Here is a 22,875-nt window from a genome sequence, read left to right on the forward strand (position 1 = left end):
ATAAATCTCCAGGAATTGAAATTCCAACATCTGCAAGTCCACCAAGACAAACTTTAGTATAAAGTTCTCCTGCTTTAAAACTTCCATCTACATTAACACCACAGTCAATAACAGTAGCACCATTGTCTAAAGTTTCTACAGCGATGTTTAATTCATCTGCTTTTTCAATCATTACATCTACGGTTTTTTTAGCTTCTATGTTTACACTTACCATAGTTTAACCTCATAATATTCTAACTTATAACTTTTAAGTTACTGATTAAAAATTTATATTTATTATTATTTATATTTGACTAAATGAATTAAAGAAATTTAAAAAAAAAGAAGAAAATGTAGATGAGACATTCATCTACTTATTTTTTATTTCTTGAAAACGGTACGAAAACTGCTGCAAATGCTACAACAACCAGAACTAGTAAAGGAATGCCTGTATTTCTCAATTGTGTTTTTGTAACATTGATAGGTTTAACTACCTGTTTAATTTGTTCCTTGCTTACCGGTTTTTTAGCAGGAGTATTGTCAGTCTTGTTATCGACAGTTGAATTTCCATCGGTAGCGTTAGAGTCATCTGTACTGTTTTCATCGGTAGCATTAGAATCAGAATCAGTTGCGTTAGTCTCAGCAGTGTCATTTGAAACCTGATCATCTGTAGCATTTGAATCGCCAGAAGCGTTTTCAGCTATAGGAACCTCATTTTCGCTTGCACCTAAGGCATCAGCCTTAATTTGATTAACGATTACAAAGCCATTATCTACACTGCCACTGATGGAGACAGAATAATCCACTAAACTGCCTGATTGAGTAACCTTGAAACTTCCATCCGCACTTTGTGCCTTGAAAGTCGCTGACCATGAATTGGATTCACTTAAAGTTACAGTATCAACAACTGCACCATCCTTAATAAGATTTACAGTTACTGAAGCCGGTCTTGCGCCGGTCTTTGCGGCGTCATCCCAAACTATCTTGACCGGAATTACCTTTGAATTTGAGACTGCATCAGCATCAGCACTTAAATCATCTTGAGTGTCTGCAGCTGAAATAATACCTATAGAAACAATCAGGAAAATTGCTATTGAAAATATTGCAAATATCCTTTTATTCATAAATTGAACCTCCATTTAACAATAATAATGGTTTGTATAAAAAATGTATTTAAATATATTGCAAAAATGTGGATAAAATAGAAAAAATGTTATCTCTCATTAATATTCAATATCTGTCATAGTGAACCTTGTCTTCATCATATCTCAATTTCACTTCCCTGTCCTGTGCAGGCCATCCAACGCATATGACGGAAAACGGTATGCAATAATCGGGAATTTCCAGATATTCCTTCAGTTTCAATGTCCTGTCTTCAATTGGATGAAATCCCAACCACACGGCGCCAAGACCTTCATGAGTCGCCTGAAGCAATATGTTTTCATTGCAGGCTCCAAGGTCCTGTTCAATCATCCGAATTACTTTTGCCTCATTTAAATTGCCAAGCGTGACTATCAGATGTGAAGCATTGGCTGCGGGCTTTGCGAATTGATGCATCCGAGAAATTGCCAACTTGTCTTCAGGTTTTGATATGACTATGAATTCCCATGGCTGTGAGTTGCACGATGACGGTGCCTGCATGCCTGCCTTCAGCAGCCTAATTATTATCTCATCGTCAACTTTTTCATCCCTAAACTTGCGAACGCTTTTTCTTTTAAAAATAATGCTCATCTAACCACCAAACAGCTCCTCGATTTCCTCTTTTACAAACGGATAATCATTGACATCCGTCAAGACCTGAACCTGATCGGAATAGTTTATATGGAAATCATCAGTCGGAATAATGTACTTTCCGTTTCTTATTACTGATACGACAATTGCATTTTTTGGAAATGGAATGTCCTTGATTTTAAAATTGATGTAATTGCAGTCAAGCGGAACCAAATACTCTGACAAGACATGTTTTGAAGGTTTTTTAACAAATTCCCTGTTTTTATTCAATAATAATCTATCATATAATGATTCATAAATCGGCTCGTTTCCCAAAAGTGTAGGCACAACATAAGCTATTAATGATACGATAATCATAGCCACCAGAGATTCGGTTGAACCGCACATTTCAGCTATAAGAACAACCCCTGTAATAGGGGACCTTACTGTCGCAGCGAAAAATCCTGCCATCGAAATGACTACGAACTTATAAATCAGGTCATGCTCGAACCCGAATACAGGAACGATTGCTGAACCGAATACCGCACCGATATAAGCACCCAATACCAATATCGGCAGGAATATGCCTCCAGGAGCACCTGATGAGAATGAAAACATTGAAAACAGATATTTCAATACCAAAAGCAACACCAGAACTCCAAGTGACGGCATGGCAATGTCCAGCATGTCCATCATAAAGTGTCCCCCGTCACTTATTTCAGGAATTGTCAATGCCACAACGCCTGATATCAAAAATACCAGTACGAACTTAAGCCATGACGGAATTTTCAGGTTTGCTACAATATCGCTTGACCTTATCATTCCCACATTGTAAACATAGCCCAAAAGACCGATTATTACACCTAAGACAATTAAAATCCAGTAGGATTCAAGCGGAATATTGTGAATAGGAAATGTCAATGCTGTAGACTGGCCAAAGATGACTTTTGATATGAAATCAGATACGATAGCCGAAACAAGTGCAATGAAAACCAAAGTCTTGTCGAACCCGTGATTGATTTCTTCGAAAACAAAGATGACACCTGCCAGAGGCGCATTGAACGCTGCCGTAATACCTACAGCAGAACCCACAAGAATCAGCCTTAGCTCATCGGTTTTGGATCCCTTGAAAAGTTTGGCTATACCCTTTCCTGCCATACCTCCGATTTGAACTGAAGGGCCTTCAGGACCAAGGGACAGTCCTCCGAGGGCAGTCAGCACACCGGCTACAATTTTTGAAAAGAGAACCTTCGCCCAATTGGCTTCCATGTGTCCCTTTACCTCTGCATAGACCTGAGGTATTCCGCTTCCGGCAGAATCAACTTCCCATTTAGTTAGCAAATCCACCAAAAGCCCCATGACGGCAAGGGCAATGAAAAACAGAATTGTGTAAATTAAATTTCCATTAATTACAGCTAAATACTCTCTTAAAACGTGTTCCGAACCGTAAAGTAAAAAACGATACAGACATACCATCAATCCTGCAAATATACCTACCATTATACCCTGAACGGTCAAGCGGAAAATATATCTCGGATTTTCAACAACAGATTTCAATGTTTTTTCAAGAGTTTTCATTACATAATACTTTATGACATAATCATATAAATTATTTTCAAATGAATATGGAATATCATATGAATTGCATTGAATTCCAAATCAGTGTGATGGTATGGAAATAACTTTAAAAAAAAAAGAAAAGAAGCTATAAAATTGATTATAGCTCTATTCATCTAAAATAACTGCAGGTTTAATTAAGTCACGTGGTTTGTCCCTCATTATAATCATAGCTTCGTAAATGTCGTCGAAGTTGGTGAATCTGTGGGTAATCAATTTGCTTGAGTCGAATCTACCATATTCAACTAATTTTACGAGTTGTTCCATTCTTGCACGTCCACCAGGACATACTCCACCACGGATTGTTTTGTCTGCAAGACCTGCTCCCCATGCAAGTGCAGGTAAAGGTACTTCAGCAACACCGTCATAGTGGTTTACATTACCTAAAACACCACCGACTTTGAGAACTTCAAGTGCTTCTCCTACGGTGTTTGCGCCACCACCGGCGACAACTACTTTATCTACACCTTTTCCGTCAGTCAAGTCCATGATTTGTTGTACTGTGTCCCCATCATGATAATCAACAATGTCGGATGCTCCGTATTCTTTTGCTACTTTAACGGATACAGGTCTGCTTCCTACAGCGAGAATTCTTGATGCACCCATGAAGTGTGCTCCTGCAACACCCATAAGTCCGACAGGACCGATACCGAATACTGCTACAGTGTCCCCAGGTTTGATTTCAGCAAGTTCGGCTCCGTAGAAACCTGTTGTCATCATATCTGATATCATTACTGCTTGATCAAGTGAAACATTGTCAGGCAAGTGTGCCATGTTACCGTCTGCTTGGTTTACATTGAAATGTTCTGCGAATACTCCGTCCTTAAAGGTGATGAAGCTCATTCCGGTACCCATTCCATAACAGTGTTGACCGAATCCAGTTTGTCCTGGAACTGTAAGCCAATCTGGAGTAATTGCAGGTACGATTACACGGTCTCCAGGTTTGAAGTCTTTTACATGGCTTCCGACTTCTTCAACAACACCTGTAGCTTCGTGACCTAAAATACGATTTGGTGCATCGCTCATGTATGCATTTCCCCAAACGATGTGCACATCGGAAGTACATGGTGCAAGTGCAATTGGTTTTACAATAGCATCATATGGTCCGCATTCCGGTTTATCCTTTTCAACCCAGTCCATTACATCTTGATCGATTCTTGCAAGTCCTCTCATTTTATTTATCTCCTAAAAAATTTTTTAGAAAGGCACATCATCTCAAATAATATTGAAATAATATTACCTGTAATCTATATTATACCGTTAAAAATATTTAAATATTGACATTTTAATGAAAAACATTCAGTGAATTGAATTTGAATATAAATGCATTTACAAGTTTCTCCAATCCCTTCCGAACATGCAAAAAAACATTACATTAAACAAATCATCTGAAAAAATATTTAGGCATGACTAAAAAATATAAATAAAATGACAAATAAATATTTCATACGGGGATGATTTGTTGAAAAAGATTACTGTAGACATTTTAATGGGCATCGCAATCATATTGGAATTTGTAAGCCTTCCAATTTTAATCCATGAAATAATTGGGATAGGATTGATATTTTTAATTATATTACATGTAAAATTTAATAAAAACTATTTTAAAGCAATACCTAAAGGGAAATACACTCTTAAAAGAACCATCGACCTTATCATAAACATCGGATTGTTGATTTCTTTATCAGTAACAATCATTTCAGGCATCTGTTCCAGCCAAAAATCATTGAAAAATTTAACAATTGGTAATCATAAAATTTCACATATCCATAAATCCTCTTCAATCATCAGCCTAATATTTTTAGGACTTCATCTGCTTACTACCCGAAAAAAATTATTAAGGGAAATTAAAAAATTACATTGATTTTCAGTTTTTGAATACTGCATTGCTTGGACATATTTTATGTGAATAACGCATTAATATTCATGAATGGAAAAAATAAATCGTCTAAAATGTATGGCGTTTCTAATTCTAAATAGAACTTCAAATTTTCTAGTTGGAACTTCTCCATGTGTTTCCGCACTTTGCACATCTTATGAAATTGGTCGGAGCCTCGTCAGCTGACCTTGTCTGAACTGTCCACCAGTAGCCTTTTGTTCCGCCGCACTTATAGCAGGTTATCTTTGTAGTCGGCAGAGCTACGTTGTTCCTGTCTGTCACAATAACCTTTGCCTCGGGGTTTGTCTCCCCCTGCATATGATATTGCTCCTCCAAATCTTCCTTTTTTAGGGATTTTTCATAGCCGCATCTACATTTAATCTTACCCTTACTGGGCATTAACATCTTACCACATTTAGGACAGAATTCCATACTATTAAACACCATTAAAAATTCGTAAGTATTAGTTTAGTAAAAGTAGTTTATAAAATATTCGATTGGAAAAAAGTTTGAAAAAAAAGTTTTGTTGTGAAAGGGTTAACCTTCCACCATTATCAGCTTGCCCGTAGCAGGGTCCTTGTATACTTTACCCATCTCGGTATAGCCTTGACCGGTACTGTTTGAAGTATCCGGAGTTTCATTCAACTGTTGACCTTGGTCCACTTCGGTCATCTTCTGCTGCATTTGGTCATGTATGTTCTGATCAGGGTCTATCATTGCCTGCATATTCCAGCTTATGATAACAAAAACGAGAAAACCTACAGCAATAACCAACATTGCATCCACAAGGTTGGATGTACCTGCCATAGGGTCTTCTTCAACCCTTTTAGACCGTCTTCTACCATTTTTTCTTACCATAAAATCACTATCTATTCATTTTATCCAAGACAGCATCGATTAAAGCATCTAAATCAGATAAGTATCTGTCATACCATCCGGACCTGATTTTTCCGATAACATAACATAATGCACCTGAACCAATACCTACAATGGTTGTGTTGAACGCAACGGTCAATGAACTTGCTAGGGTATTGATATCACCTGCTCCCAAAGCCGCAAGTCCAGGACCCATCGGAATCAAAGTACCCATTAACCCCAAGGTCGGTCCGATACGGGTAATAATATCGGTCTTTTGTAAAGTATCCATAGTCTTTTCTTCTTCAAATTCAAATAGCTTACGAGCTAAGGCTTCTCTTGAAGATTGGCCTAATGCCTCAGAAGATGCAATTTCATTTAAAACCTTCTTTTGAGATTTTGGAATCTTTGCATTGGAAATAACGTTTTTCAATGCTTCTGTTGATTCGGCTGAATTGATGTCATAAATCAAATCTCTGATAGTTCCAACAGGAACCTTTCTTCTTGAGGTATACTCGGCAATAGCTCCACCCAAAGTTATGATTGAAATGATAACGATTATCAAAAGGATAATCAATACCGGAATTGTTAAACTCTGTGAGATTACATCAAGAGAACCTGTTAAAAATTCTCCACCTGGAATATTTAAAGCCATATCTTTTCACCTAATTTTATTCTAAAATGCTTCTGCCCCTCTTATTTAAAACCATACCACCAAATATCAGAATTGCAAATGCTATAACAATCATAAGTATGTCCTGAGGGGAACCAATAGTAATAGGGCTTGTAGTTTTTGTTAAGGCTCCTGCAATGTTCGGAATTACAATTGCTGAAAGCAAGAAATATGCACCTAGCAAAAGCATGAAATTTCCCAAAACGATAGGGTAAGGAGTATCAATAACTTTCACTATGAAATTGGATGCAAAGTAAGTTACAATCATGACAGCAACCAATGCCGCAGCAGCATACCAGCTCAGATTCAGTGAGCTGACGCCGATGGTTGGTGCAACAATCAAAACGCTTGCAATAATTGAACCAAAACAACATGGACAAGGAGCAATGATTGCCAGAGAAGTGGCAGTTGACGTATTCTTATCATGTATCTTCCATTCTCTTATTGTGAACAAACCTGCAATGATCATGATTGAAGCCATGATAATATAAAATATTGTATTATAACTGTAAATCGCCTGAATCAACTGGTCAGCGAACAGTGAAGCAATTGCTGAAATGACAATAACTCCTCCACCATAAGCAATGCAGATTGCTGCAAATAACTTTTTAGGCAAATTGGCCAATCCTGATGCCAGCCCAATCTTTATTCCAAAAACGAGGACTGACGCGAAAATACCTACCTGCCATAAAACACTCATCATATCCATATCAATTTCCCCATAATCAAATAACATTTATAAATTTACAATTTAATATTACTTTAATAAAGTATATAAATTTTATAATGACGATGTGCAACAATGCAAACATCAATAATATATTCCATTTCATGATTTAAATATTATATACATCACAATTAGGGTAACTTTTAAGGTATACAAAAAATAAAGTAGTTACATTAAAGATGAAATGAGGCAAAAAATGTATTGGAATGAAGAAATTGAAACAATGTCAAGGGAAGACCTTGAAGAATTGCAACTGAAGAAGCTTCAAGCGACAGTGAAGAGGGCGTTTGAAAAAATACCTTACTACAACAAAAGGTACAGTGAAGCTGAAGTTTACCCGGAAGATATTGAAACCCTAAAGGATATTGAAAAGCTTCCGTTTATTACAAAGGACGATTTGCGTGAAAGCTATCCGTTTGGCCTTTTCGCAGTGGACATATCCAAAATCAAGGAGCTGCATTCATCATCCGGAACCACCGGAAAGCCTGTAGTTTCAGGATACACAGAAAAGGATTTGGACACATGGGCAGAAACAACAGCACGTGGTCTTACAATGATGGGTCTCGGCGAAAATGACATCCTTCAGAACACCCACGGATACGGAATGTTTACAGGTGGTTTTGGAGTCCATTACGGATGTCATAAAATCGGCGCCGCAATCATTCCAATCTCTACAGGACAGACCAGAAGGCAAATCGAAATCATGAGTGATTTCGGAGCTACCGGATTGATTTTTACACCATCCTACGGAATACACATCGGAGAGGTTGCTCTTGAAGACGGAATCGATCCAAAGGAATTCGGAATCAAAGCAATCGGTTTTGGAGCTGAAGGATGGACCGAAGAAATCAGACAAAGGGTAGAGGAGATATTCGGAACCAAAGCATACAACATCTACGGATTGACTGAACTCATGGGTCCTGGTGTTGCCGTAGAATGTGAAGCTCAAAACGGTCTCCACATTGCAGAGGACATTTACTATCCCGAAATCATTGATCCTAACACCGGCAAAGTCATAGGAGCAGATAAACCTGGAGAACTTGTTTTGACCAACATTGAAAGAGAAGGAATGCCTGTCATCAGATTCAGAACAAAAGACCTGACCAAAATTACATACGAAAAATGCAGCTGCGGAAGAACCCATGCAAGAATGAGCAGAATTACAGGCAGATCCGATGATATGATTAAGGTTAAAGGCGTAGCTATTTTCCCATCCCAAATCGAAAAAGCATTGCTTAGAATCGGTGATGTTGAGCCTCATTATTTGATTATAGTTACAAGACCTGGAACCTTGGATGAAATCGAAGTCAAAGTGGAAGCGTCACAGAACCTCTTCTTTGACGGAGTGAAAGAAATGATGGCAATCCAGGACAAAATCGGAAAATCAATTGAAAACGAAACAGGAATTCGCGTGAAAGTTACCCTCGTCGAACCGAAAACCCTTCCAAGATTTGAAGGAAAGGCAAAAAGAGTCATAGATGAAAGGGACTTGCATTAGGTGATACGCATGAAAATCAAACAGCTATCAATATTTTTACAGAACAGAATGGGAAGTTTATCAAAACCGTTGGAAGTGTTGTCTGAAGCTGACATTAACATCAGGGCAATGTGCATGGCAGACACTTCCGAATTTGGTATCCTAAGACTTGTTGTAGACAACCCCCTAAAAGGAAAAGAAGTTCTTGAAGAACATAACTTCCTTGTTAAGATTACAGAAATCATCGGTGTTGAAATGTGTGATGCACCCGGCGGGCTTACAACCGTTTTAAAAATAATCAGAGATAATGAAATTGATTTAGAATATCTCTATGCTTTTACACATGACAAAACAAATAAGGCTATCTTATTGCTCCATGCAGACGACATCGATTTACTAACTGAAATACTAACAAAAAACAATATTACTATTGTTCCTGCTGAAGAAGTTTATAATTTATAAAAACTTCTTTTCATTTCTTTTTTTTAACAACCTGACCATTTAAACATTCATTTTTTAAATTTTCCAAATATTGAATAACATTTAAGCATATTAAATTTTAATTGAAAATATTTAAATATATTCAAAAATATAAAATATATTACATTCATGAGTTTTCATGATGTTGATAAAAGGTGATAAAATGGGAAAACTAGACGGTAAAGTAGCAATTGTAACCGGCGCAACTTCCGGTATGGGTAGAGAATCAGCAAAATTATTTGCAGCTGAAGGTGCAAAAGTAGTAGTCTGTGGAAGAAACGAAGAAAGAGCAGCTGCAGTTGTAGACGACATCAAAGCTGCTGGCGGCGAAGCAATCTATGTTATCGTAGATATGGCGAACTTGGATGAAGTACCAAAAATCTATGAAGAAACCATGGAAGCATATGGTACAATCGATGTTCTCTTCAACAATGCAGGTGTATTAAGCATGTCCCCATTAATGGACGTAACTCTTGAAGAATGGAATAAAGTATTCAATGTAAACGTTACCTCTGCATTAATCTTAACACAACTCGTTGCACCTGTAATGAAAGAAAAAGGAAAAGGAACCATCGTAAACACCTGTTCAGTAGCATCCTTCGGAGCTCACCACGGATTTGCAGCATATGTAGACAGTAAACATGCTATGATGGGATTAACCAGATCCATGGCATGGGAATTAGGTCCTGAAATAAGATGTAACGGTATCGCACCAGGTCTTATCCACACCGCTATGGTAGACAGTATCGGTGGCCCTGCAGCATTGCAAAACATGATTGACCAATGCCCTGTAAAAAGATGCGGTGAAGGTCAAGACATTGCTGAATTAGCATTATTCTTAGCAAGTGATGAATGTACTTTCTTAGACGGTCAAATCATCAAATGTGATGGCGGATTCGAAATTTAAACATGTTTAAAAACAATAGGAAGGTTAGATTCAACATCTAATCTTCTTTTTTAAAAAAAAACTATTTTTTACTTGATTGATTTTAGAATACTTTCAACCGGATTGCTTGCGTTTCCTGTATTGCTGTCATCTATAGGAAAAGTATATCCTATCAGAAATGATGTTTCATTAATTTTAAATGAATAAAATGAGAAGTAAGACTCGTTTTTCATATAATTCTGCTGATTTATTGTGATGTTGTTCTCATTTGTGTAATTCTCTTCGGAAATGAAGCTGAATCCTGCACTTTGCCTGCTGATTTTAGCGCTTTTAGCATCCATATTGTCAGGATATATGAAAATTGTGTAATTTGAACTGTTTTTATTGACCAGCGTAGTCGAATTATCTGAAGTGGCATTTATAGCGTATCCTTCAGGAACTTCAAAGCTGAAACCTGACAAATCGAATTCCTCTGCACAGACAAAAGATGCTGAGAATAAAAATATCAAGCTCATTAAAATTATGCCAAAATATCTGAATTTCATTAAATCACTCTGATTAAAAAAAAAAGAAGAGGATTATTATTTTTCAATAACAAATCCGTGGTTTTGTGCTTTGGTAACAAAGACAGTACCCTTATCACCGATTATTTCTTTGGTTTTTTCCACAATGTCAGCATTTGATTCATCAAATACTGTGTATAGAACAGGTCCGAATGATGAAATACCTACACCATATGCTCCAGCATCTTCAATAGCTTTCATGGTCGGAAGATAGCTTGCATCCAGACTGTGTTCAAGCTTATTGAAACCAACTTTTTGCAGTTCGCTTACAGCCCAGCCAAAGTTTTTGATATCCCTTTCAAGCATGAATGGAATAAGATTCATTAGAATCAGATGAGATACCTGTTCGACTTCCTCCTTAGGAATAGGACAGTATGTTTGGAAAACATCCACCTCATCGTCACCTTCCATATGCTTTTCAATATAAGGAATGGCAATAAGAATATCCCATTCTTCAGGGAAATCATACCTTGCAATCAATGTTGCAGGTTTTGCTTTAGATGCTCCGGACGGTAAAAATAAAGGTTTTTCCTCTTTACTGTGGCCACCATCCACAATGAAACCACCTAAATCATGAGTGTAAGTTCCAATTCCGGAAGTTCCTCCTCTTCCGACAATTGTACTAAGTTCTTTACTTTCCGCTTCGATGCCCATTGTTTCTGTAATTAAGTGAGCGGTAGAAACGGCAATTTGAGTTCCGCTTCCAAATCCGGAATGCGGAGGATAAGTCTGATGAACTATAAATTTGAAACCGGCATCAATGCCGAAATGTTCAATTGTTTTTTCAGCTGCAGCAGGAATCTTTTCGCTGCATTCTAAAATAGCTTCCTCATCGTCTACAGTATCTGCAAATTCAAGTTCAATACCACTTTCAATTTGCTCAACTTCCATAATAAATTGTGGATCTTTTAATGCAAGACCGATTCCACCATCGACTCTTCTATATGACCCGTTCAAGTCAATAAGGGACATATGTATTCTTGAAGGTGCTTTGATAATCATTTTTTCACATCCATATATAATTTTCCTATAAAAATATGTATATAAAGTATAATAAAGCTTTTCATATTATTTCAAATGAACTTTAAAAAAAATAAATAACATTTTATATAAGTTGCAACAAAATAGCTGTATGGATGTAAAAAAAATTATTCCAAAAAGCATATTTGATATCGATGTAACAATTGCAACAGTATATCTGACATTGATTATACCGTTGATTATAGCATTGATATACGGACTTAAATTTTGAGAACGCAAAGTTCTCATTTCTATTTTTTAATCAGTCAAAAGACAGTCCTTCAACCGCATCAATCAATTTTTCCGCAAGAGCTAATGTCAAATCCATTGCCTCAAATGAATAGCATTCATAAACAATAGTTGGAATTCCCGCATTGGCGGTAGGTTCTGTAATGTAAGGAGGGCTTGACCTGAATTCTGGCGCATAATAAACAATTTCATCAATGGAATCAATTATTTCATTCATATATCCTGAGGATTCATCATCAAATCCCGGAGCGAATGCAAAATTGGTTATCTGATAATCGCCCGGCCCCCTGGAACCGCGGTTGGAGTGAATATCCAAAAACAAGTCATATTCATTGTTGATAATTTCATCGCGAACAAATTCCTGAGCCAAGAGCTGTCCCTCATCTCTTCCCTCACTTTCCGAATCCTTGTCTGAAACATTGATATTATAAAGGAAGTAGCAATATTTCAAATCGCTTTTGGAATTCAGTTTTTCAAACAATGCCCTGTGAGATTTGCTTTCAAGCGGATGCATTCCAATCAGGAAGGCTATTTTAATCTCGGATTCAACATTTCCAAAAGGACCGTGAAGGTATACTCTGCCTAATTCGTTTTCACCAATCAATTTGGATTCATACCTTGTTGAATCTACTTGAGCTTCGCTGGTAGGGCCATCAGGATAGTTCATATCAACACCAAAAAAAAATAAGTTGAGACTAGAATTGAATCTAGTCATCGGATGGTGCACGTGCACCTAATTCTTTGTTTAATTCATAAATTAATCTGTTGTCTCCATCAGCTAATTTAATTTTAGCTACTAATTCCATTGCATTTTCCTCTTCTTCGACTTGTTCTTCAACAAACCATTGCAAGAAGTTGTTGGTTGCATGGTCTTTTTCTTCAATAGCTAAGTTAACTAAATCGTCGATTAAACCGGATACCTTTTTTTCATGTTCTAAAACATGTTCAAATGCAGCAAGTGGAGAATCCCATTCTGTTTGAGGTCCTTCAATATCAGTTAAAGTTACAGAAGCTCCTCTTCTGATAATGTAATCATAGAATTTCATTCCATGTTCTAATTCTTCAGCTGCTTGAACTCTCATCCAGTTAGCAAATCCTGCTAATTCTTCATCTTCAAAATAAGCTGCCATGGATAAATATAAATATCCAGAGTAAACTTCAGCATTTAATTGACCGTTTAATGCTTTTTCCATATTTTCAGATACCATTAAATATCACCATTATAATTTTAGTTTCTAATTTCTTATATAGTTTAAGTAAATTAAAAGACATATAACCTTACATGATAGAAAAGTCACTTTATGAAAATTACGATATCCATTTTGATGAAAACATTACTCCTGACAGTGATGATTATTTATTCGTTTTTAATGAAAACAGAGAACTATATCTCAATGATAAAAAAAAGCTACCGGAATCATTGGACGATTTTAACGTTAATTTTTGTTTTTACATAGGAGATTATAAAGGTAAAAGGGCATTTGTCGCGAATGTTGAAACTGAAGAATCATTCTATCCGTTATATGAAGTATATGAATTTAACCATGACCTGTACCATATAGCGGGAAAGGCAGTACTTGTCAACGATTGGTACAGGTCACACAGGTTCTGCGGAAGATGCGGAACACCTACCCGACTGGATGAAAAGGACATGATGATGAAATGTCCTGAATGCGGACAAAACCATTATCCCCGCATCGCTCCTGCAATCATAGTGGCCATCAGAAAAGGCGATGAGCTGCTTATGGCAAAACACAGCTACCATGACAATATCAGATACGCGCTGATTGCCGGCTTCGTGGAACCCGGTGAAAGCATTGAAGAGGCAGTCCATCGTGAAGTTCTGGAGGAAGTGGGCATTAAAATCAAGAATTTAAAATACAGAAGAAGCCAATCATGGCCGTTTCCAAACTCATTGATGCTTGGATTCAATGCAGACTATGATTCCGGAGACATAAAGGTAGATGGTGATGAAATAGTAAGGGCTCAATGGTTTAAAAAAGATGAAATCATAAGATACGAATCAGACATCAGCATTTCAGACTGGCTGATTCAGGATTTCATCGATTCTGTTGATTAAAAAGAACCTTTTATAATGTTTAAAGCTGTTATTCCTCCCTTAAGTCTTCCAAGGCCATCCATCAGCATTTTTTGAGGACATGCTATATTCATCCTCAGGAATCCGTCCCCATTCTCCCCAAAATCGATTCCGGCAGACAGGAACAATCCCTGATTTGTTCTTAAAAATTCCGACAAGACCTTTGAAGGCACATTTAATGCAGAGCAATCAAGCCACAGGAGGTATGTCGCATCACATTCAACCATTCTGATTACAGGCAGTTCACTGGCCAGATAATCCCTGACAATCATCTTATTTTCATATAAAACTTCCCTAAGTTCATCCAGCCATTCTTCAGACTCGTCATATGCTGCAATTACTGCTGCCGTTGCGAAAACGTTACATGAATCCGAATTGTCAATGTGCATCTGTGATTTTATCCTTTCTAAAAGTTCGCTGCTTGTTGTGTGGACTATTGAACTTTGAAAACCTGCAATGTTGAATGATTTTGACGGGGAGAGACATCTGATGACATTTTCATCCGCTTCAAATGGATTATATTTGACGCCGGGATCTGTCAGGTCACAGTGAATCTCATCAGATATTAAAATCACATCATTCTTTCTGCATAGCTCAGCTATTCGGGTCAAATCACCTTCTGACCAGATTTTACCGATTGGATTGTGGGGATTGCACAGAATCATCAACCCTACTTTTGACAGTTTTTCATCCAAATCATCAAAATCAATTCTGTACTCACCGTTTTCATAAATCAGCTCATTTTCCAAAACCTTACGGCCATTGTCCTCAATGACATAGAAAAATACGTGATAAACCGGTGACTGGATTAGTATTTCATCTCCAACATCCGTCAGGCACCTTATCATTGATGAGATTGAAGGCATTACCCCTATCGAATAAGCCATTTCTTCACGGGACATCTTCAAGTCATATCTCCTGTCCCACCAGTTAATGTAAGCGTCAAACAGCTCATCCGGAACAATGGTATATCCGTATATCGGATGGTTTGCCCTGTTTTTGACGGCATTTTCAATTGCGGGAGCCACCCTGAAGTCCATATCGGCTACCCACATCGGCAGATCATCATTGAAATAATCCCATTTCAGGCAATTGGTTCCTGCCCTATCTGTTATGCTTTGAAAGTCGTGTTTAGTATTCTTCATAGTGAATCCTGCTTTCATCAAACTTGTCCATGAACTTGTTTTCCCATCCGTCGGCAGGATAACCCAAGGTAATCACGCAAAATGGGACATGGTCAACATTATCCAAGTTAAACAGATCAGCTACCTTTTCCATTGTATCCTCTGTAGGTGCAACACCATTCCAAAGACCGCCCAAACCCAGATTGACTGCTTCAAGCAACATGTTTTCAGCTGCTGCTGACATATCCTGCTGCCAATGGGCCTTATAGAATGCCCTTTCGATATTGGCTACAAGCAAAATTGCAACAGGTGCTGTTTTGACTCTAGGTTTTATTTCAGACAATTTCAAAAGAGTTTCCTTATTTTTGATGACTACAAACTCCCAGGGTTCGGCGCCAAGTCTTGATCCTGGCGCTTGCATTCCAGCCTTTAGGATTTTTAAAATATCATCATCATCGACTTCCTTATCCTGATATACACGGATACTTCTTCTGGTATTAATTATTTCTTCAAAATCAGACATATTTTTAAATAATATCTTTATCATATAAATAATTAGTTTATATAAACGGAGGTGAAATTAATGAATAATGAAAAAGCCACAGGAATATTCTTTCTTATTATCGGTTTGATATTTATTTTATTCCCAATGTTTTCAACAGGATTGGTTTCAATAATTGTTGGTTTAAGTTTAGTGTTCTTCGGTATTTCCGCAGCATTAATGGGATATAACTTAAAAGATGAGCAAAAAGAAGTTGCAATAGCTATTATCATTATTGGAATTATATCAATCATTCTAGGATTGCTATTCATATTCTACATTAATGCCATATCATTCCTTGTTGCTTTCCAATTCTATATTGTCGGATTCATAATGATAGTATTCGGAATAACAGGATTAACATCAAAAGTAACCAAGATTTCAAACTTCACATCAATACTTGTCCTATTGATGGGTATTGTTGCAATCGCTCTTGGAGTATTTGCGGCTAACAACCCAATATACCTTGCAATCATCATCGGTATCGTCTTGATACTTGAAGGTATCGCATATCTTCTTGATGACTAGGAGCGTTTTAAAAATAGATAAAATTGTTGAAGTGTGAGAATTCACATCAACACACTTCAAACCTTTTTTTAATTTTCCTGATTTTCAATAGTTCTAAAATCAATGTCGTTTTTTCCACAGAATTCTTTGATATGCTCAATGACCTCGGAAATATTGTCTTGAGAATACTCATTTTTGAAATAATACACAATCGGCTGTGCATTGGTATAAACTGTAATTACCAGATATTGGTTTTTCCAAAAGCTAACGTCCAATGTGTTATAGATTTGGATATCCCTTACAATATCACATTTAGCCTTTTTCAATGGTGTTTCATTCCCAATGCTTTTTATTTCGCTATTTTCATATTTATTTTGTAGCTTAATGAGCTTGTCCTCATCGGTTAAGACATCATTTTGAGGTTCTATTTCAGATAGCTTATCTCTGAAAAGCCTTGCATTGTGCAGTTTTTCCTGAATCTCAGCCAATTCCTTTTCAAGCTGCTTTTCATCCTCAAGCAGGGAATTGATGAATGCTTCAGATCCGTTGTTGAAGTTTTCATAGATTTCCAGAACATCTCTTGGAGATAATATGGAACTGTTTTTGAAGAATTCCTTGGTGTGAGGTTTTACACGAATGCTTAAAGGCTTTAGGTTTTCTTTTCTGGATTTTTTATCAAAGAATTCCTCTGCAAAATCATTACCCCTTTTGTGAAGAGCATGCATCCTGGATGTAAACATTTTTTCAAACTCTTCACGGGTCATATCCTCTGGAAAATTGAATTCAAATTCGCCGGGAGTATAGTATCCCCCGAATCTTTCGTTTCCAAATTCAAATCTTCTATTTCTTTTTTGTTCTGTCATTTATATCACATCCTTTTTGTATTACAAAAAAGAATTTTGTATACAAATAAATATTGTGAAGAGGTAGTATATAAATGTATTCATTTTTAAAAAATGTATACATAAAAATTTTAAAAAAATAATTGGATTTTACTGGCTTAAATCAGCACCAATTTCAAAAGTTTTCTCTAAATCCCTGGCAAACTGATCTTCTTTAGATTTAATGGAATCCTCATCCATATTAGCATAATCATTTTTGCTTATCTTATTGAAAGAATCAACGACAACTTTTCCATTCAGCATCTTAAGAACATCTTCAGACTGCTTGAGATGGGGTCTGACGGACTTTTCAAAATAATCCTTAGGATAGTTTATGGTATAGAACAGCCCTACATTTACCTTGCCCTTGAACTTGTTTCCTGTCTTATATGAAACGATGCAATATATCATCCTTTCAAGCAAAGCCATATAATGGCTTGAAGGACTTGAAAAGAAAATTGGAGCCCCAACCAAAAGGCAATCAGCATTCAGAATCTCTTCAATCAGTGGAGAAAGCTCATCTTTCCAATAACATTTGCATGTGTCCTCATCATTTTTACATATCCTGCAAATCCTGCATCCGGACAAATCCAATTTATACAAATCAACATATTTTACATCTGCACCAACCGATTCAGCACCTTTCATGGCTGACTGCATCAATTGTGCATTATGCTCCTTTCTTTTAGGATCAGCATTTATTACAACAGTCTTCATTTTGACAGCTCCGCTCCAATCTCAAAAGCCTTTTCCAGGTCTTTTGGAAACTGCAAAATCCATTGCTTTTCTTTTAATTCCTGTGAAAACCCTGCCATGTTGAATTTTGAGTAATCGCTAACCTGTATAGTGTCACAAACAGGATAGGTTACAATTTCACCATTCAAGAATGAAAACAGATATTCAGTAGTTGCCAGGCTGTCCTTCATGGAATTTTCATAAAATTCGATTGGAGCGTTCATGGTGTAGAATATTCCGACATTGACCTTGCCTGTGAAATAGCTGGATCCGTCATCATAAGACATTATGCAGAAAATAAGCCTTTCGATTAATGCCCTGAATTGACTTGTAGGCTGGCCGAAGTAAATCGGTGAGCCTATTAAAAGACAGTCTGCATCCAGAATCTTATCTATTACCTCTGTCAAATCATCTCTCCAATAGCACTTGCCCTTAGTCTTCTCTTTCAATTTGCAGGCAAGGCAGCTTCTGCAGCCTGTATAGACCAAATCATATAAATTGAAATATTCAGTTTCGGCACCAACAGACTCAGCACCCTTTTGAGCGGACTGCATGATTTCTGCAGTGTTCCATGTTTTTCTTGGACTCGCATTAATGACAATTGTTTTCATAATAATAGATTAAAATAAGAGTTATATATTATTTTTTAAAATTTTAAATTATTTAAAAAAAAAAGATAAAATTTGAAGCTATTTTTTAGCTTCAATAACTGTTTTTCCATTCATGTAAGGGACTAACACTTCAGGAACTTTAACACTACCATCAGCCTGCTGATAGTTTTCTAGAATACAGCACATAGTTCTCTCGGTTGCAATTGCGGTACTGTTTAATGTGTGCAGGGTTTGTGCATCACCGGAGCCTGCCCTTCCAACACGTGTTTTGGTTTTACGTGCCTGATAATCCTTACAGTTTGTGCATGAAACCAATTCACGGTAAGTGCCTGAACCAGGGAACCATGCTTCCAAATCATATTTGATGGCAGCATTATCATTCAATGCTGATGATACGATAGCTATAATCTGATATGGAAGGCCTAATTTCTGATAGATTCCTTCTGTAACTTCCATCAGCTTGTCATGCTGATTTTTGGAATCGTCCGGATTTGAGAAAATGAACTGTTCGATTTTTTCGAACTGATGAACCCTGAATATTCCAAGAGTATCCTTTCCGTGGGATCCTGCCTCTTTTCTAAAGCAGGTTGAAAGTGCGCAGTATCTTAAAGGCAAATCATCCGGATTGATGATTTCATCCCTGTGAAGTGCGGCCAGGGTTTGCTCTGCAGTTGCAATCAGGAAGAGATCCTCATTTTCAACTTTGTATAATGTTTCTTCAAATTCGCCCAATTCGGAGGTTTCCGCTGCAACTTCACCTTTTACAAAGAACGGTGTCTGCATCGGAATGTATCCTTCTCCTTCAAGTTCGGAAAGTGCAAATTGAATCAAAGCAAGGTTCAAGTGTAGGATATCTCTTTTCAAGTAGTAGAAACGGGCTCCTGCGATTTCTGCAGCAGTCTCAAGGTCTGCTCCATCAATTTTATTGATTAAATCAACGTGATTCAATGCTTCGAAATCGAACTCGGGCTTTTCGCCGAATGTCCTGACCACTACATTGTCGTCTTCTGTGTCTGAAATAGGAACATCCTCATCAATGATGTTTCCAACCTTATATCTGTACTCATCCCTGAGCTCAAGATATTCAGCGTTTTTGGCTGTCAGCTCTTTAATTTCTGCAGCGACCTCTTTGGAACGTTTGATGACTTCTTCCAAATTGCCTTCTTCTTTTGCTTTTTTGAATGATTTGGATAATTTATTTTTCTCGGATCTTAAAGAATTAAGTTTTCTTTCACCTTCTCTCCATAAGGCGTCATATTCTATTACCTTTTCTACATTTTCTGTATCTCTAAATCTCTTCTTTTCAGAGTCTATAACGATTTCAGGATTTTCTCTGAATAATTTTATATCTAACAATATTTTGTCCCCTAAAATATTTTATACAAATATAAATATGAATTTCTTATTTTTTAAAGTTAATGTATTAAAAAAAGTAGTTTTTAGAGTTCAAAGAACTCTAATGTGCATTTCGCCTATAATAATTTTTCTCTGAAAACTGATTTCAGCTCGGTTTTGGTTTGATCTGTGTAGTTTTCATTGTCTACACTGAATATTGCCATTTCATAGATTATCTTGTTTAATGCCCTGCCCTTTTCAGTCAGGTAATACCTTACATTCTTTTTATCGTATTTGTCGGCTATACGTTTAATTAACCCATTATCCTCCATTTCCTTAAGGCAACTGCTTAATACCCTGTTGGACAAGTTAGGTTTGTCTTCTTTAAATTCATGGAAACGAGTTTTTCCAAAAAACAAATCATTGATGATCTGTACGACCCATTTTTTTCTTATTAGCTGAATCACATTATCTATTGGGAAATTTCTCAATTGATTATTGACATTCATGAAAACCCCTCCAATAATTTAAGTTCTTAATAATAATTATTTTTTATATATATAAAGTTTACTGTCATGGTGAGCAAATGGTTACCAAAAGCTTTTAAATAGGATTTACCTAATTTTGTAGTGAAAGCGCAATATTGCACTTTCTAAGAGATGGCTAAATCAAAAAATTATGAATGAACATGGTCCACCATTTTCCTTCAAAAAAACATGACATATATCAATTACCATGGGATTTCAAAAGAATTTTTTGAAAAGCATTGAGCTTACAATCCAACTTAAAAATCCCTTTAAATTAATCAAAAAATTCAAACCATCTCTATTCTTTACTATTTTTTAAGACCTCATAAACAGGAATCCGGAAAAGTTTAAATATAAAAAATAACTATCGTTATATGATAGGTATGTTTTTGTAAAATTAATTAAAAAAATCTAAAAAAATAGAAAAAATAATATCTATCAACTGTAAATATATATACTTGTATAAAAAAACGGATTGAAAAAAATGAAAGAGACAATAAAAATATTAACAATTCAGGACATATCCTGTTACGGCCAATGTTCAATAACAGTAGCACTACCGATAATTTCCGCTTTCGGTATAGAAACAGCAGTACTGCCGTCTGCAATTTTATCCACACATACCTCCGGATTTACAGGATATACAGTTAGAGACCTAACAGAAGACCTTCCTGCAATCCTAAAACACTGGGAACAAGAAGAGATATTTTTCGATGCAATATACACAGGATTCATCGGTTCAATAGAACAGTTCGAATATATCAAAGACATCATAGACTCAAGATTAAAACCTGACGGAAAGGTATTTGTCGACCCGGCAATGGCTGACCATGGAGAATTCTACAACGGATTTGACCAAGATTTCGCTGATAAGATGGGTGAACTCTGTAAAATAGGAGATTACGTTCTTCCAAACACAACAGAAGCATGCTACCTATTGCATAAGCCTTGGAAGGAAGAGTTTACAAAAGAAGAAATGTTGGAAATTGCAAATGAGCTTTCCGAATTCACAAAAAAACACGTAATCCTTAAAGGAGACACTCACAAAGAGGGCAAATTGGGAATGATTGTTTTGGATAAGGATGAATCATCCGAGCCAACTTTCGTATTCAATGACAAGGTGGATCACGTATCCCACGGAACAGGCGATGTCTTCGCTTCAGCTTTCGTAGGCGCAACATTAAGCGGCAAATCACCTGAAGATTCCGCAAAGGTTGCAGGCGAATTCACAAAAAAAGCTCTGGAAGAAACAATTGATGACCCAAGCCATAGCTATGGAGTCAAATTTGAAAGAGTAATTCCTTATATTCCGGAATTAATGAAATAAATATTTAAAAGGAAGATTATAGTAATTTTTCTTCCCATTCTTTAATTTTAAAGCCGACCAAAACAACATCATCATCACCGACTAGGATTGGCCTTTTTACAAGCATTCCGTCAGTGGCAAGAAGATCCAGCTGTTCATCTTCGGACATGTCCGGAAGCTTATCCTTTAATTTTAATTCCCTATACTTCATGCCGCTGGTGTTGAAAAATCTTTTAAGAGGCAAATCAGACATTCCCCACCATTCGCGCAATTCTTCTGAAGAGGGATTATCATCTATGATATGCCTTGATTCATATTCAATACCGTGTTCGTCAAGCCAGTTTTTAGCTTTTCTGCATGTTGAGCATTTAGGATAATTTACGAATAACATGATTAATACTTTGATTTCAACTTAAAAATACTTAAGTATTTCAGACGGCTTTTCGACAACTCCCATAATATAATCACTTTCAAAGGCCTCATGATTTCCATAACCCCATTTGACAATAATGCAATCAATTTGAGCATTTTGGGATGTTCTTATATCGGTTGATGAATCGCCGATGTATATTGTTTCCTGCCTTGATACATTAAGCTTTTCCCTTATTTTATTGACACCACAGGGATTCGGCTTTGAAGGATAGTCCTCGTTGTGGCCTTCAATAGCTAGAAAATCTATGTCATCATAATATCTCTCAATGAACATCTTTATCGAATCGTTTTTTCTATTGGAATTTATCGAAAGCAAAACCCCCTTGTCCTGCAACTGCCTTAAGACTTCATGCACTCCGGCAAACGGCAGACTTTTTTCCTTCGGGCAATCTGCATACAACTTTCCATAACTCTCTTTTACAATTTCGATATTGTCGGAAGTATTTTGGTCTTTCAGCATTAGAGAAACCATTTCATCAATATTTCCACCAAGCCTCTCGACAAACTCTTCGTAAGTCAAGGCGGGAAAGCCATTGCCCGTCAATGCCTGGTTGAAACAGGCCATCACATCATCAACAGAATTGAAAAGCGTTCCATCAAAATCAAAAATTGCAAGTTTTTTCATGTTATCATTTATGTTATTCAATCAATTTATGGTTTTCA

General features: G+C 36.7%; 29 protein-coding genes. 7 read left to right on the plus strand and 22 right to left on the minus strand.

Going from position 1 to position 22,875, the window contains the following annotated elements; all coding sequences use genetic code 11:
* The 5 genes from E7Z77_RS02625 to E7Z77_RS02645 all read right to left on the minus strand — a co-directional run.
* Positions 1–214: methenyltetrahydromethanopterin cyclohydrolase (locus E7Z77_RS02625; protein ID WP_292749862.1), on the minus strand; the 214-nt coding region annotated here is incomplete at its 3' end.
* A gap of 139 nt (positions 215–353) precedes the next feature.
* A complete protein-coding gene (locus tag E7Z77_RS02630; protein WP_292749865.1) occupies positions 354–1,103 on the minus strand; it encodes a Cna B-type domain-containing protein in 750 nt (249 codons plus the stop codon).
* A gap of 106 nt (positions 1,104–1,209) precedes the next feature.
* Positions 1,210–1,710: a nitroreductase family protein gene (locus tag E7Z77_RS02635; protein WP_292749867.1), complete on the minus strand. Its 501-nt coding sequence runs from the start codon at positions 1,708–1,710 to the stop codon at positions 1,210–1,212.
* Complete coding sequence (locus tag E7Z77_RS02640; protein WP_292749870.1) at positions 1,711–3,267, minus strand: ClC family H(+)/Cl(-) exchange transporter; 1,557 nt, start codon at positions 3,265–3,267, stop codon at positions 1,711–1,713.
* Positions 3,268–3,414: 147 nt separating this feature from the next.
* The gene (locus E7Z77_RS02645) at positions 3,415–4,479 is read right to left on the minus strand and encodes an NAD(P)-dependent alcohol dehydrogenase (protein ID WP_292749873.1); all 1,065 of its coding nucleotides are present in this window, start codon (positions 4,477–4,479) and stop codon (positions 3,415–3,417) included.
* Positions 4,480–4,765: 286 nt separating this feature from the next.
* Here E7Z77_RS02645 and E7Z77_RS02650 point away from each other — a divergent pair, with 286 nt between their 5' ends.
* Positions 4,766–5,170, plus strand: a complete 405-nt coding sequence (locus E7Z77_RS02650; protein WP_292749875.1) for a DUF4405 domain-containing protein — start codon at positions 4,766–4,768, stop codon at positions 5,168–5,170.
* A 129-nt stretch (positions 5,171–5,299) separates the two neighbouring features.
* Here the strand turns inward: E7Z77_RS02650 and E7Z77_RS02655 are convergent, their stop codons facing one another.
* From E7Z77_RS02655 to E7Z77_RS02670, 4 genes are all read right to left on the minus strand, one after another.
* Positions 5,300–5,617: a transcription factor S gene (locus E7Z77_RS02655; RefSeq protein ID WP_292749878.1), complete on the minus strand. Its 318-nt coding sequence runs from the start codon at positions 5,615–5,617 to the stop codon at positions 5,300–5,302.
* Positions 5,618–5,722: 105 nt separating this feature from the next.
* Positions 5,723–6,043, minus strand: a complete 321-nt coding sequence (locus E7Z77_RS02660) for a DUF2149 domain-containing protein (RefSeq protein ID WP_292749881.1) — start codon at positions 6,041–6,043, stop codon at positions 5,723–5,725.
* 7 nt (positions 6,044–6,050) lie between these two features.
* Complete coding sequence (locus E7Z77_RS02665; protein WP_292749882.1) at positions 6,051–6,695, minus strand: MotA/TolQ/ExbB proton channel family protein; 645 nt, start codon at positions 6,693–6,695, stop codon at positions 6,051–6,053.
* Between the two features lie 16 nt (positions 6,696–6,711).
* Entirely contained in the window at positions 6,712–7,422 is a 711-nt protein-coding gene (locus E7Z77_RS02670; RefSeq protein WP_292749884.1) for a DUF2162 domain-containing protein, read from the minus strand.
* Positions 7,423–7,636: 214 nt separating this feature from the next.
* On the opposite strand from E7Z77_RS02670, the gene E7Z77_RS02675 reads away from it, so the two are divergent.
* From E7Z77_RS02675 to E7Z77_RS02685, 3 genes are all read left to right on the plus strand, one after another.
* Entirely contained in the window at positions 7,637–8,938 is a 1,302-nt protein-coding gene (locus tag E7Z77_RS02675; protein WP_292750159.1) for a phenylacetate--CoA ligase, read from the plus strand.
* The gene (locus E7Z77_RS02680; RefSeq protein ID WP_292749887.1) at positions 8,939–9,379 is read left to right on the plus strand and encodes an acetolactate synthase; all 441 of its coding nucleotides are present in this window, start codon (positions 8,939–8,941) and stop codon (positions 9,377–9,379) included.
* 181 nt (positions 9,380–9,560) lie between these two features.
* A complete protein-coding gene (locus E7Z77_RS02685) occupies positions 9,561–10,304 on the plus strand; it encodes an SDR family oxidoreductase (protein WP_292749890.1) in 744 nt (247 codons plus the stop codon).
* Between the two features lie 68 nt (positions 10,305–10,372).
* On the opposite strand, the gene E7Z77_RS02690 is transcribed toward E7Z77_RS02685, so the two are convergent.
* The 4 genes from E7Z77_RS02690 to E7Z77_RS02705 all read right to left on the minus strand — a co-directional run bounded on the left by E7Z77_RS02690 (position 10,373) and on the right by E7Z77_RS02705 (position 13,323).
* Positions 10,373–10,828, minus strand: a complete 456-nt coding sequence (locus E7Z77_RS02690; protein WP_292749892.1) for a hypothetical protein — start codon at positions 10,826–10,828, stop codon at positions 10,373–10,375.
* A gap of 36 nt (positions 10,829–10,864) precedes the next feature.
* Positions 10,865–11,848, minus strand: a complete 984-nt coding sequence (locus E7Z77_RS02695) for a beta-ribofuranosylaminobenzene 5'-phosphate synthase (RefSeq protein WP_292749894.1) — start codon at positions 11,846–11,848, stop codon at positions 10,865–10,867.
* A gap of 280 nt (positions 11,849–12,128) precedes the next feature.
* The gene (locus tag E7Z77_RS02700) at positions 12,129–12,782 is read right to left on the minus strand and encodes an adhesin (RefSeq protein WP_292749896.1); all 654 of its coding nucleotides are present in this window, start codon (positions 12,780–12,782) and stop codon (positions 12,129–12,131) included.
* A gap of 40 nt (positions 12,783–12,822) precedes the next feature.
* Complete coding sequence (locus E7Z77_RS02705; protein WP_292749899.1) at positions 12,823–13,323, minus strand: ferritin; 501 nt, start codon at positions 13,321–13,323, stop codon at positions 12,823–12,825.
* A gap of 74 nt (positions 13,324–13,397) precedes the next feature.
* On the opposite strand from E7Z77_RS02705, the gene nudC reads away from it, so the two are divergent.
* Positions 13,398–14,195, plus strand: a complete 798-nt coding sequence (nudC, locus tag E7Z77_RS02710) for an NAD(+) diphosphatase (RefSeq protein WP_292749902.1) — start codon at positions 13,398–13,400, stop codon at positions 14,193–14,195.
* On the opposite strand, the gene E7Z77_RS02715 is transcribed toward nudC, so the two are convergent.
* Together E7Z77_RS02715 and E7Z77_RS02720 are read right to left on the minus strand one after the other, a co-directional pair.
* Positions 14,192–15,358 (minus strand): MalY/PatB family protein, encoded by a 1,167-nt coding sequence (locus E7Z77_RS02715; RefSeq protein WP_292749905.1) that lies wholly within the window; start codon positions 15,356–15,358, stop codon positions 14,192–14,194. The two genes, nudC and E7Z77_RS02715, sit on opposite strands and share 4 nt — an antisense overlap.
* Entirely contained in the window at positions 15,345–15,860 is a 516-nt protein-coding gene (locus E7Z77_RS02720) for a nitroreductase family protein (protein WP_292749907.1), read from the minus strand. Before E7Z77_RS02720 ends, E7Z77_RS02715 begins: the two co-directional genes overlap by 14 nt.
* Before the next feature lie 60 nt (positions 15,861–15,920).
* Here E7Z77_RS02720 and E7Z77_RS02725 point away from each other — a divergent pair, with 60 nt between their 5' ends.
* A complete protein-coding gene (locus tag E7Z77_RS02725; RefSeq protein WP_292749910.1) occupies positions 15,921–16,406 on the plus strand; it encodes a DUF308 domain-containing protein in 486 nt (161 codons plus the stop codon).
* A 68-nt stretch (positions 16,407–16,474) separates the two neighbouring features.
* Here E7Z77_RS02725 and E7Z77_RS02730 read toward each other — a convergent pair whose 3' ends face one another.
* From E7Z77_RS02730 to E7Z77_RS02750, 5 genes are all read right to left on the minus strand, one after another.
* Entirely contained in the window at positions 16,475–17,248 is a 774-nt protein-coding gene (locus tag E7Z77_RS02730; RefSeq protein ID WP_292749912.1) for a hypothetical protein, read from the minus strand.
* Positions 17,249–17,377: 129 nt separating this feature from the next.
* Complete coding sequence (locus E7Z77_RS02735) at positions 17,378–17,983, minus strand: flavodoxin family protein (protein WP_292749914.1); 606 nt, start codon at positions 17,981–17,983, stop codon at positions 17,378–17,380.
* Entirely contained in the window at positions 17,980–18,612 is a 633-nt protein-coding gene (locus E7Z77_RS02740) for a flavodoxin family protein (protein ID WP_292749916.1), read from the minus strand. The genes E7Z77_RS02735 and E7Z77_RS02740 overlap by 4 nt, the downstream gene beginning before the upstream one ends.
* Before the next feature lie 78 nt (positions 18,613–18,690).
* Positions 18,691–19,968, minus strand: coding sequence for a serine--tRNA ligase (serS, locus tag E7Z77_RS02745; RefSeq protein WP_292749919.1), 1,278 nt, complete (start codon positions 19,966–19,968; stop codon positions 18,691–18,693).
* A gap of 116 nt (positions 19,969–20,084) precedes the next feature.
* On the minus strand, positions 20,085–20,456 hold the full coding sequence (locus tag E7Z77_RS02750) for a helix-turn-helix domain-containing protein (protein WP_292749922.1): 372 nt from the start codon (positions 20,454–20,456) through the stop codon (positions 20,085–20,087).
* Positions 20,457–20,958: 502 nt separating this feature from the next.
* Between E7Z77_RS02750 and E7Z77_RS02755 the strand changes: the two genes are divergently transcribed.
* Positions 20,959–21,801 (plus strand): pyridoxamine kinase, encoded by an 843-nt coding sequence (locus E7Z77_RS02755; RefSeq protein ID WP_292749924.1) that lies wholly within the window; start codon positions 20,959–20,961, stop codon positions 21,799–21,801.
* A 16-nt stretch (positions 21,802–21,817) separates the two neighbouring features.
* Here the strand turns inward: E7Z77_RS02755 and E7Z77_RS02760 are convergent, their stop codons facing one another.
* Together E7Z77_RS02760 and E7Z77_RS02765 are read right to left on the minus strand one after the other, a co-directional pair.
* The gene (locus E7Z77_RS02760) at positions 21,818–22,171 is read right to left on the minus strand and encodes an arsenate reductase family protein (RefSeq protein ID WP_292749927.1); all 354 of its coding nucleotides are present in this window, start codon (positions 22,169–22,171) and stop codon (positions 21,818–21,820) included.
* Positions 22,172–22,192: 21 nt separating this feature from the next.
* Entirely contained in the window at positions 22,193–22,837 is a 645-nt protein-coding gene (locus tag E7Z77_RS02765) for an HAD family hydrolase (RefSeq protein ID WP_292749930.1), read from the minus strand.
* Positions 22,838–22,875: the final 38 nt, after the last annotated feature.

This window comes from Methanobrevibacter sp. (assembly GCF_015062985.1).
GTDB lineage: Archaea > Methanobacteriota > Methanobacteria > Methanobacteriales > Methanobacteriaceae > Methanocatella.

What these genes read in the sequence shown, in the direction of transcription:
- E7Z77_RS02685 (WP_292749890.1), top strand. Translation starts at nt 9,561, where the DNA reads ATGGGAAAACTAGACGGTAAAGTAGCAATTGTAACCGGCGCAACTTCC.
- E7Z77_RS02700 (WP_292749896.1), bottom strand. Translation starts at nt 12,782, where the DNA reads ATGAACTATCCTGATGGCCCTACCAGCGAAGCTCAAGTAGATTCAACA.
- E7Z77_RS02750 (WP_292749922.1), bottom strand. Translation starts at nt 20,456, where the DNA reads ATGAATGTCAATAATCAATTGAGAAATTTCCCAATAGATAATGTGATT.
- E7Z77_RS02765 (WP_292749930.1), bottom strand. Translation starts at nt 22,837, where the DNA reads ATGAAAAAACTTGCAATTTTTGATTTTGATGGAACGCTTTTCAATTCT.
- E7Z77_RS02670 (WP_292749884.1), bottom strand. Translation starts at nt 7,422, where the DNA reads ATGGATATGATGAGTGTTTTATGGCAGGTAGGTATTTTCGCGTCAGTC.
- E7Z77_RS02665 (WP_292749882.1), bottom strand. Translation starts at nt 6,695, where the DNA reads ATGGCTTTAAATATTCCAGGTGGAGAATTTTTAACAGGTTCTCTTGAT.
- E7Z77_RS02675 (WP_292750159.1), top strand. Translation starts at nt 7,637, where the DNA reads ATGTATTGGAATGAAGAAATTGAAACAATGTCAAGGGAAGACCTTGAA.
- E7Z77_RS02655 (WP_292749878.1), bottom strand. Translation starts at nt 5,617, where the DNA reads ATGGAATTCTGTCCTAAATGTGGTAAGATGTTAATGCCCAGTAAGGGT.
- E7Z77_RS02720 (WP_292749907.1), bottom strand. Translation starts at nt 15,860, where the DNA reads ATGTCTGATTTTGAAGAAATAATTAATACCAGAAGAAGTATCCGTGTA.
- E7Z77_RS02645 (WP_292749873.1), bottom strand. Translation starts at nt 4,479, where the DNA reads ATGAGAGGACTTGCAAGAATCGATCAAGATGTAATGGACTGGGTTGAA.
- E7Z77_RS02715 (WP_292749905.1), bottom strand. Translation starts at nt 15,358, where the DNA reads ATGAAGAATACTAAACACGACTTTCAAAGCATAACAGATAGGGCAGGA.
- E7Z77_RS02705 (WP_292749899.1), bottom strand. Translation starts at nt 13,323, where the DNA reads ATGGTATCTGAAAATATGGAAAAAGCATTAAACGGTCAATTAAATGCT.
- E7Z77_RS02735 (WP_292749914.1), bottom strand. Translation starts at nt 17,983, where the DNA reads ATGAAGACTGTTGTAATAAATGCTGATCCTAAAAGAAAGGAGCATAAT.
- E7Z77_RS02695 (WP_292749894.1), bottom strand. Translation starts at nt 11,848, where the DNA reads ATGATTATCAAAGCACCTTCAAGAATACATATGTCCCTTATTGACTTG.
- E7Z77_RS02755 (WP_292749924.1), top strand. Translation starts at nt 20,959, where the DNA reads ATGAAAGAGACAATAAAAATATTAACAATTCAGGACATATCCTGTTAC.
- E7Z77_RS02690 (WP_292749892.1), bottom strand. Translation starts at nt 10,828, where the DNA reads ATGAAATTCAGATATTTTGGCATAATTTTAATGAGCTTGATATTTTTA.
- E7Z77_RS02635 (WP_292749867.1), bottom strand. Translation starts at nt 1,710, where the DNA reads ATGAGCATTATTTTTAAAAGAAAAAGCGTTCGCAAGTTTAGGGATGAA.
- E7Z77_RS02740 (WP_292749916.1), bottom strand. Translation starts at nt 18,612, where the DNA reads ATGAAAACAATTGTCATTAATGCGAGTCCAAGAAAAACATGGAACACT.
- E7Z77_RS02630 (WP_292749865.1), bottom strand. Translation starts at nt 1,103, where the DNA reads ATGAATAAAAGGATATTTGCAATATTTTCAATAGCAATTTTCCTGATT.
- E7Z77_RS02660 (WP_292749881.1), bottom strand. Translation starts at nt 6,043, where the DNA reads ATGGTAAGAAAAAATGGTAGAAGACGGTCTAAAAGGGTTGAAGAAGAC.
- E7Z77_RS02725 (WP_292749910.1), top strand. Translation starts at nt 15,921, where the DNA reads ATGAATAATGAAAAAGCCACAGGAATATTCTTTCTTATTATCGGTTTG.
- nudC (WP_292749902.1), top strand. Translation starts at nt 13,398, where the DNA reads ATGATAGAAAAGTCACTTTATGAAAATTACGATATCCATTTTGATGAA.
- E7Z77_RS02730 (WP_292749912.1), bottom strand. Translation starts at nt 17,248, where the DNA reads ATGACAGAACAAAAAAGAAATAGAAGATTTGAATTTGGAAACGAAAGA.
- E7Z77_RS02640 (WP_292749870.1), bottom strand. Translation starts at nt 3,267, where the DNA reads ATGAAAACTCTTGAAAAAACATTGAAATCTGTTGTTGAAAATCCGAGA.
- E7Z77_RS02760 (WP_292749927.1), bottom strand. Translation starts at nt 22,171, where the DNA reads ATGTTATTCGTAAATTATCCTAAATGCTCAACATGCAGAAAAGCTAAA.